Source organism: Bacillus sp. UNC69MF, from assembly GCF_000746035.1.
GTDB lineage: Bacteria > Bacillota > Bacilli > Bacillales > Bacillaceae > Bacillus > Bacillus velezensis.
This window is the reverse complement of sequence record NZ_KN050798.1, coordinates 958,958-971,770: the sequence shown is the minus strand read 5'-3', so window position 1 is coordinate 971,770 and position 12,813 is coordinate 958,958. Positions and strand designations below refer to the sequence as shown.

Genomic DNA, 12,813 nt, shown 5'->3' with positions numbered 1-12,813 from the left:
TGGTATTATTTTCTTATACATGAGCATCAAGAGGTGTCCGCTTTGAACAACACCAGAAGATTAAGAGCATATTTTCAGTCTCACCGTAAAATAGGTCTGGCTGCAGACTTGCTTACGGCTGTATTGCTTATCTCATTATCCATTCTTTTTTACGGATGCCGGCAGGGAGCTTTTAATGGTTTCTTTATGTATGTCTTAGTAAGTAATTTTATCGGTTCCAATGCCTCTTTTATCGACTTCAGCAAATCGAGGAAAAACAGACAAAAATAAAGGCTCTGCGTCAAAAAGAGGGTTATACTGCCCTCTTTTTATTCTTTCAGTCATACCAATGCGTTCTTTTCAGATTGAATTTTTCTGAATAGGACTCATGATCGGTTTTCCATGCTGCTTCAACAGTGATTTCATGACCGATCACTTCATGTTCCGGCATATATTCAAACGTTTGAATATGGTCTTCTCCCGTTCCGCCGCCTTCTAATTTCTCTCCGGTGTATTCTGAAAGATGATAGTCTTTATCTTCACCATATTTCCGGCCGTCAACAAATAATGTTAATCTCTTAATCACCGTGTTCTTTTCATTCACTTTATTACCTCTGTAATACAAATTCAAGAAATAGTTAGGGCCGATAGAGGTCTTGCCTGATTTTTCGATTGACGCTTCCCACGTCTTGCTTTGGCTATAGCCGATATATTTAACTTTTTCTCCTGAAATTAAAGAAAACAGTGCAAATCCGGCTGCTATTATGAGAACAGTGATAATAACCAGCAATTTTTTAATGACTTTACGTTTTTTCATGACATCCCGCCTTTATCATTTAGAACGTATGAATATTAGAATTGTTACATTTAATTTGAAAGAATAATAAAAAGGGATTCTAATCCCAGGAATAAAAAAATACTAAGAAGATCATATTCCCCTTAGCTTCACATCCCAGATTGCCATGCAATAATGATAAAAGTCGTCCAAAAAGTTGTGACTAAAATAAGCATAACGGTTACAATCATTAAAATGAGACAACTTATTGTTAGAATTGAGTCTTTGTTTTTGTTAAGAATCAGAGTAACCATTGATCCTGCAGCAAATAGATACGACAAAACCGCACCGACCCAATACCACAGCATAGAGTCATTGCTCCAGTAAGCCATTGACTGCATATAAATACTGAATATAAATCCTGACAATGCTAATAGAAACGAAACTAAATTTGATTTCACGTTAGAGTTCCTTTCTTCATAAGTTTTATTTTTAGGAACGGTCATACATCTGATAACACCTTTTATGCGATATGCTTCGCCGCTTTGTCTGCATATTTTAATTCTTATTTCGTTTTTAAATTGGTATGGATCGGTAACCTAATGAAGTATTTAACTTAAATACAAAAAAACCTGCTTTCAGCAAGGTTTTTTCGACAAAGGGGAGATTATTTCCCCACAAATTCTATTAACTATGTTTTTGTTTTAACCATTCTTTCTTTAGCAATGCGTATTGGTAAGTGTTTTCATATTTAGGTGTTCCATCCTCGTGTGCAGTAAATGAAATAAATTCAAGAAAATAACCTTCTTTACGCATTCCTAATCTTTCACATAATTTTTGTGACCTGCAGTTATTATCTTCAACATATGCATAAAGCCTTCTTGCTTCTTTTTGCATAAAGAGATACTCAAAGAAAGCCTTCGCACTTTCACTTGCGTATCCCTTCCCTTCAAAACGGGCATTGAAATTCCAACAAACAGAATAGGTATCTGGCTCTTCTTTTAAATAAAATAGTTCTCCGACCAGATCATTACTGTCTTTTAAACAAACTGCAATATAAGAGTCATCTCGGCTTCTTTTTTGAACGTTTACGGCAGCTTCTTCTAACGTAGACATTCTGTCATCAAGAAAGCAATTCACTCTCGGATGTGCAGAATATTCCAACAGACCTTGCGCATCTCTCTCGGTAAAATTTCTTAAAATTAAGCGAAGGGTTTCAATTTTTTGCATTTGCAGTCTCCTGTTTCATTGTTATCGATCTTTGAAAAGAACTTCTTCAACAGATCTTATTCGTTTGTTGAAGAACTTATCTCAATCTATTTTTACTATAATGATGGACGTTATCATCTTTGTCAAAAACAATAATCATTCATTTGCCACCCGCGGTGTAAAGTACTGAACAATTTTCGTGAAAAACCCTCAGTATCGAATATAGAAACGAGGAATAGTAATTAAAACAAAGTTAAGCCATTAAAAGCTTATTGAGTATTTTTTCAAACTTATTCACGCTCATCATCTCATGAGTGAGAAATGTCCCATTATAAAACACGCTGAAAGTCGTCCAAACTGCCGGGGATTTTTGCGCCATATCTTTTGACGTTATTCGCCGGGCCTGAAAATGAAGTCCTTTCTTTTCAGTCAGTTCCTTTAAATCCTTTAACAATCCGACTGCAAATGGGCATTGAGCTGTATAAAATATTGTGATTCCCTCATCATTAACTGAATTACTTTTCACCTGTTTTTTAAATACAGGAGGATGTGCATGTTCATTCCACGTCAGTGACATCAACTGAAAATAGGGTTCTGCTTCATCTTGCACAGCAAATCCCATATGTTCAAAGAAATGCTTATCACTTAAATAAGGGAGTTTTTTCTTCCCCACTATATGAACTATCCCATCCATACCGCGGGATTTTGCATCTGACACACATTTTTCTAACAAGTGTTTCGCATGTCCGTTATTCTTATATTTACCTGAGACCCAAAGACAATTAATAAACATAAAATGAGGTGCGCTTACCGGAACCCACGCTTCTTCTGCAGGTAAATATTCAATAAAAACTTTTGCCCGTTCGTTTAGGCGATAGAACACCAAGCCATCAATCATCCGATCCTTGAGCCAGCTCTTCTTTTCATTTACCGCATCCTCATATTGTTTCGTACCTAATGCACAGCAAATATGATTGTCATCAATATTGCCTCTAGTCAACTCAATGTATTTCATTTTTCCTCACCCGCTTTCTGGATTATCACATGAATTTCAATTTGAACAATGCAGACTGGGCATGGCGCTAGTCGGTCTTTTTTAGAACATCAGCTTTACTTCTGGGGAGTATTGTAATTTCTCAGAAATATAGAGTCCCAGAACCAATTTATGAACGCAGCAACAATGCTCATTATGTAATAAATGGGCATTCTGAAAACTGTGAAATCAATTGGCGGATTATCTATGTACCAGAACAAGAACACAGCTAAAAAAGCGACTGCTGTATAAATGAAAAGATGAACCAAACTAAACTTTTTAGGCTTCTTTCTTAGCCATAGTTGCACAGGAACAGCAAACAAAAAGTAAGTAATAAATGCATAAAAAGCAATGATAACTACAGTAACCAATGCAAATGGTACAAAACCCGAGTATACAAACATATATAGCCCGAAGATCAAACCATACGACAAACTTGAAAAAGCCAATGTGTAAGCATAGCTTTGACTTTTGCTCCAAGACGCCGCTCCCATATATTTCACCTGCTTTTTATAAAAATACATTTCTCATTTTTTTCCTATTGTTTAAAATCAGTATATATCCATCACTTTAAAAGATCTATGTTTTTTTGGCAGATCATCAATTCACTATCTTAATATCCAGAAATTTTATTGCCATTAAAAAAGGTCAAGGAAATACCTTGACTGTGTATCGCTCACCAATCTGCATCCGGCTCATCGTGTTCGAATCCGTAAAAGCCTTTAATCCACACATCTCCGCAGCCGGCTCCTTTTGTGATCAATAAGTAATGATTTCTGTTTGCATCACCATTCACCTTATCAGCCGCGCTCAAGTTCAAATGATTACCCGTGAAATTCTTTTCACTAAGGGTAAAATTATCTCCTGCCAGTGTAATTCTCTGCAGTTTAAGCTCAAATATCGGCAGAAAGATTATGACCACAAATTCAAAGCATTCTGTGCATTTGGAGACTACACCCCCCCATTTAAACACCATTCGGATGACAAATGCATAGCTCCCTCAACTTTTGTAGAGACACTTGTCCGCAAAAAAATGTAAGGGTTTTCAAAAGGAGAGCAGTGTGCTAAATTGTAAGATAAGTAAAAATTTTCTGCTAATATTTGAAAGGGGTGCATGATTTGAAAGCAGTTGTAGCAACAAAAGACAAAAGTATAGCGATCGTACAAAAAGAATTACGTCCTTTGCGACATGGTGAAGCCAAAGTTAAGATGGAATACTGTGGTGTATGTCATACTGACTTGCATGTTAAAAATGCTGATTTCGGGGATGTTACTGGCGTCACTTTAGGTCATGAGGGAATAGGCATTGTGACTGAGATTGGTGAAGGTGTAACAAGTTTGAAAAAGGGCGACCGCGTCTCTATTGCCTGGATGTTTGAAAGCTGCGGCTGCTGTGAATATTGCTTAACTGGCCGTGAAACCTTATGCCGCGATGTAAAAAATGCCGGCTATACAGTTGACGGCGCAATGGCTGAAGAAGCAATCGTAGCGGTTGATTATGCAATAAAGGTGCCGGAAAATTTAGATCCTGCAGCAGCAAGCAGCATTACTTGTGCAGGTGTAACAACTTATAAAGCCGTTAAAGTCAGTGAAATTAAGCCAGGTCAATGGATCGGTGTATTTGGAGTCGGCGGTTTAGGCAACTTGGCTGTTCAATATGCAAAAAATGTCTTTAACGCTAAAGTGATTGCTTTCGACATTAGCGATGAAAAATTGAATTTTGTTAAGAGCTTAGGCGCTGATGCGGTTGTAAACAGTTTAAACGAAGACCCCGTCGCTAAAGCAAAAGAAGTGACTAACGATTTAGGGCTTGATGCTGTGGTCATCACGGCTGTCTCTAAAACCCCTTTCAATCAAGCGATTGATGTTGTAAAAGCAGGAGCCCGCGTAGTCGCTGTCGGTTTACCGGTGGACAAAATGGATTTAGATATTCCCCGTCTCGTGTTAGATGGAATTCAGGTAGTAGGTTCATTAGTAGGTACCAGAGAAGACCTGAAGGAAGCTTTTCAATTTGCTGCAGACGGTAAAGTTGTACCTAAAGTGACAAAACGCCCGATCGAAGATGTGAATGATATTTTTGAAGAAATGGAGCAAGGTAAAGTGACCGGCCGCATGGTTATCGATTTTACTTCCTAATCATTAAGGCTGCCGGGAATGATACGGCAGCCTTTGATCTCGATTCTTGCTCGGCGCCCCACCCAGACTGAATGAGACTTTGTCATTTAGTTCAGAAAAGAAGCTCTACAGATCATTCGGCGGTTATGCATTTTGCAAGTACTCTCTGAACTAATCCTGATACCAATATAATGCAATGTCATTCATTGCCGAAGCGTAGCCCTGCTGTCTTAACATAGTTGTTATGCTGCCCCGATGATAAATTCCGTGATTGGCAACATGGAATAAAATTTCTGAGTAAGCAGTTTCTCTGTAACCTAACCAAGGATTATTTAAGTTCATTTTTTTCTACATCTGTTTGGCTATTCATCCATTCTTCAAACTGTGAAGCCAGTTCTTCATAAGACGCCGCAAATTCATCTGCAGAATATAAATGAGCCCTTTCCGCATAAGCCATAGAACCTTCCAATGCTTCCTGCATGTCTATTCCTTTAAGTACTTGCAGCCACATAACATCCACCGCGCAGATGTGACTGAACGTTTGAGCAATTGTAGGATATGAACTGTGAACCTCTTCATATTCATCTTCACTGAGTAATTTGAGGCCTTTTTCGAACTTCTCTAATTTAATCTACATAATAGTTCACTGAATCTCTCAACAATTTTAGATAAACATCTTCTTTTTATAGAGATGTTCGTTCAATCGACATCCTTGTGATATATATGGTAAAATTTATAGAAACAAAGGAGTGTTGTTACATATGAGTCTTATCATTTTAGCATCCATGCTTTTATGGGGTGCAGTGATCCACGAGCTAAACAAACCTTCAAAAAAGCAAAGTAAACGAAAAATGATCCCTTTGGTATCCCTCAGTTCTTTATCTACTTTAATCATCACAATTTCGCTTTTTTCTAATTTAATTGGTTGATATTTGTTATGAGGAAACCCGCCAGAGGTTCCTCATAACACTAAAAACCTACTCACTGCACTTTTTACAGCAGACCTTATCAGAGTGTTTGCTTAACACTTTATCCATTCTCCCCACAGGCATCTTCTTCTCACTCGGAAGTGTAAGATAAGCTGTTATCTCATCCCCTGATTTTAATGTTTTTCCGCAGATAGAGCATTTTAACTCAGTATTAAAGAAATTTTTTAATCCCATTCATAAGCCTCCTTATTTACCTTTATAAAGTAATACGTTAATGCTTTATAAAAGTTTCAGGTTAAAGAAATACTCCTTATTCTGAACTGGATACGCTGATGTCCCCGCACAGGGTTAACGATCGCCCGTTTTAACTCCAGATACTTCCAGTGAGGAGACCGCCGTTCAATGCAATCTCTGCGTTTCATATTGATTGTAAAACATTAGAGTGAAATCATCTTCATGCTTTGACCAGTTTACTGCAGTGTACGGATTGTTAATTTGTGACATTTATTTGTCCTCTTTAAATTTTTTCTTCTTCTCTCAACTTGAAAAAGAAGGAATTATTTTATAAAATATTGTAAATTTATAGCTGTATCACATTCACTATTAAGAGGAGGAATACGAATGAAAAAGAAAATTATTGCCGGCGCTCTTGCTTTTGGGTTAATTCCACTAATGGGGACTGCAGATGTTACTGCAAAATCCTTGCCAAATCCAGATAAAGTTATGAAACCTGCTGGTTGGTCATGTGACGCTCCGTATATTGCGTGTCAGCCTTTTTCTGGCGGTACCGGTAAGGTTTCATTCAACTATCAAGGCAGCTCTCCAGGAAAAATCAGAGTTTTTGTTGCGAATGACGGCAGCAAATCTTTCAAATTTACCATTAATTATCCTAATGGGAATACACTCTTATCCTCTACGACATTAAATGCGGGGAAAACGTTCATTCAAGAATTCAGCGTTAACCAAAAAGGAGAATACATCCTGAAATATGATAGCGGCACCGGTGATAGTGTCGATGGTTTCTTTAGATCTGTTGAGATCTAAATTCCGTTAGGAAAGTCGGCAGTTTTGCCGACTTTCTTTTACAAGCATTCTGCAGGAATAAACGTAAAGTTTCGAATAAACATATGACCTTTATGAAACGGAAACTTTATCTGCACCACAAACCCGCAAGCAGCCTCCTTTTATCTTACCTTCCGTCCCTTTGTGATTTGTTTTGATTTGTCGTATACTGCGCTTGCCCGGGAAATGATGAATATTTTCGTTAACTATAATTTCCCTGTACCTCTTCGTATGTGACTTTGCATGATGAAGTAACTTCATGCTCACCACTTTCATACACAGTTTTATTGCATGTTTAGCCATATCCCTCCTCGTTAAACAGCAAACCGTCCCATCCATTTCTCTCTTTCAGTTAACCTCCCATTATTTTATTGTTTTAGAAGCTCTTCATTTTAGACATAACATCCATTTTTTCTTACTTAGACTTAAATCTATGTCGAATTTTATCGTCCGGCATATTATGTACTATCCTAACAACAGGAGGTGGCAATAATATGGGGAACTACGGTGGAAATTATGGCGGAAACTCTTTCGTATTGATTGTTGTGCTGTTCATTTTGTTAATCATTGTAGGTGCTGCATTCCTTTTCTAGCACATTGACGATTTATATTCGTCTCCCAAACATTGCATCCCTTAGTTCGGACAGACGCCATAAGAAGTTTTATGGCGTTTTTACTTTTTAAAAAAACCAATCTGAGATAAACATTTTTTATTTTTACCTGGTAAGCGGGAGAGTTTCCACCCCTGCCTGCGCCAATATTGCCGCTATAAAGAATGAGGCGAACAATCCAAAAGGCGTTGTGATCCATTCTTTAAAAACGATTCCGAAAATCAACAATTCGCAAGCAGTTCCATATAAAAATAGCTAAACCAGTGATTGCTCATTGGCTAATATTCTTATCGCCTAAACAATCTGATACATATCCAGTTCAACCGCTCATCATGTTTGATGATGGGCCCGTTGTATCTTCTGCAGACTTTTCTTTTTCAAAGACACCAGACTTATCTTCATCTTTAACGCCATTAACCCAATAGGTCATTTTGTTTTGAATAAAGACTTGTTCATGAACATAGCCCCTAAATAATTGTTACTAAGGCGTTTTTAATTCATCGGATTACAGATGTTGTGAACTTAAAAAGGATATTACTCACCTTCATAAAAAGATTTAGTCACTGAAGGGCTCACCCAGAAAATGCGGTGTTCACACATTGAGTCATTTTCACATAAAAAAAACCGGATCCCTCCTCTAAGAGGTTCCGGCTTTTCTTAGTAAAATGCGGGAAATATCTGGTGACGTGCTGCACACCCCCGCTATTATAATATTTCAATAGAGCCTTCTGTTCCATGAACGCGGATTCGCTGCCCATCTTTTATCAATTGGGTTGCATTTTCAACTCCGACAACTGCAGGTAAGCCGTATTCACGCGCGATAACCGCTCCGTGGGTCATCAGTCCGCCAACTTCAGTGACCAGGCCTTTTATGGATACAAACAATGGTGTCCAGCTGGGATCAGTATAGGAGGTAACTAATATATCCCCATCTTCCAAATCGGCATCTTCCATGTTTAAAATAACCCGTGCCCGCCCCTCTATGACCCCCGAGGAAACGGGCAGCCCTGCAATCGCTCCGGCCGGGAGATTTTCTCGTTTGTACTCGCCTGTAACGATTTCACCGTCAGACGTGATAACACGCGGCGGAGATAGTTTTTCATATACTTTATACTCGTCTTTTCGTGTGCTGATGATTTGGTAATCCAATTTATGTGTGCGTACGACTTCCTGAAGTTCTTCAAAAGTGAGATAGTATATGTCTTCTTTTTCATGAATAACGCCCGCTTCTGCGAGTTGTTCGGCTTCTTTCAGTAAAGCCTGCTTATAAACGAAGTAGCGGCTGATCATGCCGTATTTTGGATATTCCCTGAACCCGCTGAAGTTCCGGATGATGCGGATCATTCGTTTAGTTTCTTTGGCTTTTTGTTCACCATCCGGTAATTGCTTCAATCGGTCTAATAACTCTTGTTCTTTCTTCAACGCCTCCTGCCGCCCTTGCTCAAATTTCCGCTGGCTGGCATTTGGCTCAAAGTTTTTGAGATTATTAAGAATCATAGGGACAAGTGCAGTTGGTTTTTCGCTCCATCGAGTTCTTGTCATATCAATTTCTCCGGCACATCGCATTCCGTACTTGTTGAGATAAGCATAGATAGCGTCACGGGTTTCCCGCCCGCCTTCAAACGTCACCAGCCCATCCAAAAAGTGATCATCTTTTACATTCTCTAAATAGGCAATTACTTCTGGATAAGGGCGGATCACATCGGCGACGTCCAATAGCGCAAGCCCCATTTCTGAAGTAATATTATGGGGTACAGATTGAGAAAGCGTATCTGCTGCGTTTTTTTCACCTAACCACTCGTTCATTTTTTCGTTAATCCATGATGAAGCATCCATTGCAGTTCGAATCAACACCGAACTTTTTGGGTTAAATAGAATCTTCTTTAATTCCTTGATATCTTCCAAAATAAAACGAAATAAATCATATCCTGATTTCGTCTGGATGTTTTGTTTTAACTCTCCTATCGATGCTTGACTGCTCTTAATCAATTCAGAAACAATTGCCGGATCGTTTTCAGCTTGTTCCGGCATATCTGCATTGCCTTTGCCGGGAATCGGTGCCGTTTTATCAGGTATCGGCTTAATGAAATCATCTCGCTCTATTATGGTCATAAGTGCGTCTTTTAAGAGCGGATCGTGCTGCCCCATGCCTTTTAAGAAAACTTCTCTGACAGCAGGAGATGCCAATTGATGTGTGACATCAACGAATAGCCTTCCGCCGGCTTTACGCATGGGTGCAGCAGTCGTCAACAGAAAAAAAGACAATCCAAGGGGTTTTATGGGATCCGTCATCATTTGCTGATGACCAACAGAGATATAGACGTGATTTTCTTGATCGTTCGCTTCAGGAACGGGATATAACGTTGTGATCGGACGGCTTTGGACAATATAAAAAGTATCGCGGTCCAAACACCATTCGATATCTTGCGGCTGGCCGAAATGAGCTTCGATCTGTCTCCCGATACGTGCCAGCTGTAAAATTTGTTCATCAGTCAGTGTTTGAATCTTTTGCTGATCAAGAGCGATCTCCTGTGTTTCTGTTCCGCCTTCTTTTCGTCCATAGATAGCCAATTTTTTAGTTTCTATTCTCTTATCGACGATTTGCCCGTCCTGTACTTTATAACAATCGGCAGAGACTAAGCCGGAGACCAGTGCTTCACCAAGTCCAAAACCGGCATCGATGGATAGCAGCTTTCGGTTTCCGGTCATCGGATCAGCGGTAAATAAAATTCCCGAAGCCTGAGGGAACACCATCCTTTGGATGATAACGGATAAATAAACTTGGCTGTGATCAAACCCATTTTGCATACGGTAAATGACCGCGCGATCCGTAAATAGGGACGCCCAACATTTACTGATATGCTGCAAGATCGCATCGACGCCGGTAATATTTAAATAGGTGTCTTGTTGACCGGCAAAAGAGGCATGCGGCAAATCCTCAGCTGTCGCACTGGAACGTACGGCATAGGCATGTTCTTCGCCGAACCGGGAGAGATGGCAAGCAACTGCTTTGACTACATCTGAAGGAATTTCTGCTTCCATAATGGTTTGCCGGATTTTTTTGCTGACTTCACCAATTTGATCCCGATTCTCCGCTTTCAGCATGGTCAGTTGATCCAACAGCGCTTGTAACGTTTCGTTTTGTTCAATGGCTTTTTGATATCCTGCGGTTGTGACACAAAATCCTTCCGGTACTTGTATTCCTTGAATTTTTGATAATTCCCCTAAATGTAACCCTTTTCCTCCAACGAGCAAAGGCTGTGTTTTTTCAATTTCGTGAATGCCGAGAACCAAAGAACTCATTCTATATCTCCCCTTCAAAAAAATTTGACAAGAGCTTTTCAGCATGATATAATCATAATATAAGATGGATAACTATGACTTTCACACAAAAAGCGCGCGTGTTCTGATTATATCACCGTGTCTGTTTTTGTGCAATATAAAAAGAACCTGGCCAATTTGGCGAGGTTCTTTCTTCATTTTTGTCGAAAGCTCTTTAAAGCTGTATTGAGATCTTTTGTGTGAACGTAAATGTTCTTATACAACTCGAATAGTGTTTTATATTTTTGAACATTTTGTTCTTTTGGATAAAATGCAGCTGCTTCATGAATGAACTGCTCTGCACATTCTTCAAGAGAGTCAAACCACCCGCTTCCGAAGGCAGCTAACATCGCAGCCCCCATGGCGGGACCTTGTTCATTCTCTAACTTAACCACCCTCGTATTGAAAATATCAGCTTGCATTTGAAGCCACGTTTCATTTTTAGCTCCCCCGCCAATAGAGACAACCGTATCAACTGATTTTCCCGCTTCGCGGAATAGTTCAATTGATTCATATAAAGAGAATGTGATGCCTTCCATTATCGCCCTCAAAAAGTGCTCTCTTTTATGGGCTCCGTCCATTCCGATCAAGCTTCCCCGAATAGATGAATCAGCATGCGGCGTTCTTTCACCGACTAAGTAAGGAGTGTACAGCAGTCCATTTGCTCCTATCGGAACAGATTCCACCCCCCGTAATAATTGTTCAAACGATTCGTTCGGCGCAAACGTTCTTTTAAACCAGTCCAAGCTGTACCCTGCAGCGAGCGTGACTCCCATCGTATAAAAAGAATCCTTCTTTCCATGATTAAAAAAGTGCACTTTCCCTTTAAAGTCCCTTTCTTTGTCTTCTTCACAGGAAAGTATGACTCCTGACGTCCCGATACTGCATAATGTTTTTCCGGAAGAAAGAATACCGGCTCCGACAGCACCGCAAGCATTGTCTGCTCCCCCAGCGTACACTTTTGTTTTTTCCAACAGCCCAGTCTCCGCCGCAACGCTCGGAAGCAGCGATCCTACACAGTCATGGGATTCAACAAGCGGAGGACAAATTTCCGCTGACATACCAAATTGATTGCAAATCTCATCGCTCCACTCTTTGCGGGTCATATGTAAAAGTAACGTTCCCGCTGCGTCGGAGTATTCAGTGTGAATGGCGCCAGTCATGCGGAATCTCACATAGTCTTTCGGAAGCAAAAAAACAGCGGTTTTGTGAAAAAGTTCCGGCTCATGTTCCTTCACCCATACCATTTTAGGTAATGTAAACCCTTCAAGGACACGGTTTTTTGTGATATCAAGCAGACGATCGCCAAATGTCTCGGTAATCCTGCTACATTGAGGCGTCGTTCTGGTATCATTCCAAAGAATCGCATGACGCAACACCCGCCGATCTTGGTCAAGCAGTACTAACCCATGCATTTGTCCTGAATAGCTAATCCCGTCAATATCCCCGGCTTGAACGTTGGATATCGAAATCAATTCAGCCAATGCTTCAATTGTTTGCTGCACCCAGTCTTCAGGATTTTGCTCACTATATCCCGCCTTCTCTTGGATGAGCGGGTAACTTTTGGACGTTTCTGCACAAACCTTGCCGTTTTGATTGACTAAAATGGTTTTAACGGCACTCGTACCAAGATCTATTCCAATGACATACTTCATTTTTTCACTCCTTCCTCTCTAAATAGATCCCCATTGAATTGACCCGCCATAACAGTAACTTCATGACGGGCAATTCCGGGAACTTGGCTGCCTGCATCTTTTTATAGCGGGATCTGGAGCTTCT

At 39.9% G+C, this 12,813-nt stretch carries 13 protein-coding genes and 2 pseudogenes; 3 read left to right on the top strand and 12 right to left on the bottom strand.

What is annotated here, in order from left to right; translation table 11 throughout:
• Nucleotides 1-316: 316 nt before the first annotated feature.
• The 6 genes from BR62_RS0116635 to BR62_RS19900 all read right to left on the bottom strand — a co-directional run bounded on the left by BR62_RS0116635 (nucleotide 317) and on the right by BR62_RS19900 (nucleotide 3,816).
• Nucleotides 317-796 carry a DUF4944 domain-containing protein gene (locus BR62_RS0116635; RefSeq protein WP_032871562.1) on the bottom strand — a complete coding sequence of 160 codons (480 nt, stop codon included), beginning with the start codon at nucleotides 794-796 and terminating at the stop codon, nucleotides 317-319.
• 128 nt (nucleotides 797-924) lie between these two features.
• The gene (locus BR62_RS0116630; protein WP_174243300.1) at nucleotides 925-1,260 is read right to left on the bottom strand and encodes a DUF3902 family protein; all 336 of its coding nucleotides are present in this window, start codon (nucleotides 1,258-1,260) and stop codon (nucleotides 925-927) included.
• Nucleotides 1,261-1,441: 181 nt separating this feature from the next.
• The gene (locus BR62_RS0116625) at nucleotides 1,442-1,984 is read right to left on the bottom strand and encodes a GNAT family N-acetyltransferase (RefSeq protein WP_015239919.1); all 543 of its coding nucleotides are present in this window, start codon (nucleotides 1,982-1,984) and stop codon (nucleotides 1,442-1,444) included.
• A 232-nt stretch (nucleotides 1,985-2,216) separates the two neighbouring features.
• Entirely contained in the window at nucleotides 2,217-2,978 is a 762-nt protein-coding gene (locus BR62_RS0116620) for an N-acetyltransferase (protein WP_032871560.1), read from the bottom strand.
• Between the two features lie 95 nt (nucleotides 2,979-3,073).
• Nucleotides 3,074-3,490 (bottom strand): UPF0715 family protein, encoded by a 417-nt coding sequence (locus tag BR62_RS0116615; protein WP_032871637.1) that lies wholly within the window; start codon nucleotides 3,488-3,490, stop codon nucleotides 3,074-3,076.
• A 182-nt stretch (nucleotides 3,491-3,672) separates the two neighbouring features.
• Nucleotides 3,673-3,816 carry a hypothetical protein gene (locus BR62_RS19900; protein ID WP_007611678.1) on the bottom strand — a complete coding sequence of 48 codons (144 nt, stop codon included), beginning with the start codon at nucleotides 3,814-3,816 and terminating at the stop codon, nucleotides 3,673-3,675.
• Nucleotides 3,817-4,115: 299 nt separating this feature from the next.
• Here BR62_RS19900 and adhP point away from each other — a divergent pair, with 299 nt between their 5' ends.
• Nucleotides 4,116-5,132, top strand: a complete 1,017-nt coding sequence (gene adhP, locus BR62_RS0116605; protein ID WP_032871559.1) for an alcohol dehydrogenase AdhP — start codon at nucleotides 4,116-4,118, stop codon at nucleotides 5,130-5,132.
• Nucleotides 5,133-5,282: 150 nt separating this feature from the next.
• Here the strand turns inward: adhP and BR62_RS20015 are convergent.
• From BR62_RS20015 to BR62_RS20080, 3 genes and pseudogenes are all read right to left on the bottom strand, one after another.
• A pseudogene (locus tag BR62_RS20015) lies at nucleotides 5,283-5,742 on the bottom strand (DinB family protein).
• Between the two features lie 346 nt (nucleotides 5,743-6,088).
• The gene (locus BR62_RS0116595) at nucleotides 6,089-6,274 is read right to left on the bottom strand and encodes a hypothetical protein (RefSeq protein ID WP_003154035.1); all 186 of its coding nucleotides are present in this window, start codon (nucleotides 6,272-6,274) and stop codon (nucleotides 6,089-6,091) included.
• Between the two features lie 148 nt (nucleotides 6,275-6,422).
• Nucleotides 6,423-6,535, bottom strand: a pseudogene (locus BR62_RS20080) (class 1b ribonucleoside-diphosphate reductase subunit beta); the annotation flags it as partial.
• 126 nt (nucleotides 6,536-6,661) lie between these two features.
• On the opposite strand from BR62_RS20080, the gene BR62_RS0116590 reads away from it, so the two are divergent.
• The gene (locus BR62_RS0116590) at nucleotides 6,662-7,084 is read left to right on the top strand and encodes a hypothetical protein (protein WP_015239912.1); all 423 of its coding nucleotides are present in this window, start codon (nucleotides 6,662-6,664) and stop codon (nucleotides 7,082-7,084) included.
• A gap of 90 nt (nucleotides 7,085-7,174) precedes the next feature.
• On the opposite strand, the gene BR62_RS19770 is transcribed toward BR62_RS0116590, so the two are convergent.
• Nucleotides 7,175-7,405, bottom strand: a complete 231-nt coding sequence (locus tag BR62_RS19770; RefSeq protein ID WP_032871558.1) for a hypothetical protein — start codon at nucleotides 7,403-7,405, stop codon at nucleotides 7,175-7,177.
• Nucleotides 7,406-7,596: 191 nt separating this feature from the next.
• On the opposite strand from BR62_RS19770, the gene BR62_RS19375 reads away from it, so the two are divergent.
• Nucleotides 7,597-7,695, top strand: coding sequence for a YjcZ family sporulation protein (locus tag BR62_RS19375; protein WP_072589120.1), 99 nt, complete (start codon nucleotides 7,597-7,599; stop codon nucleotides 7,693-7,695).
• A gap of 723 nt (nucleotides 7,696-8,418) precedes the next feature.
• Here BR62_RS19375 and ppsA read toward each other — a convergent pair.
• Both ppsA and xylB read right to left on the bottom strand, forming a co-directional pair.
• Nucleotides 8,419-11,016 carry a phosphoenolpyruvate synthase gene (ppsA, locus tag BR62_RS0116580; protein ID WP_032871557.1) on the bottom strand — a complete coding sequence of 866 codons (2,598 nt, stop codon included), beginning with the start codon at nucleotides 11,014-11,016 and terminating at the stop codon, nucleotides 8,419-8,421.
• Nucleotides 11,017-11,189: 173 nt separating this feature from the next.
• Nucleotides 11,190-12,689, bottom strand: coding sequence for a xylulokinase (xylB, locus tag BR62_RS0116575; RefSeq protein ID WP_032871554.1), 1,500 nt, complete (start codon nucleotides 12,687-12,689; stop codon nucleotides 11,190-11,192).
• Nucleotides 12,690-12,813: the final 124 nt, after the last annotated feature.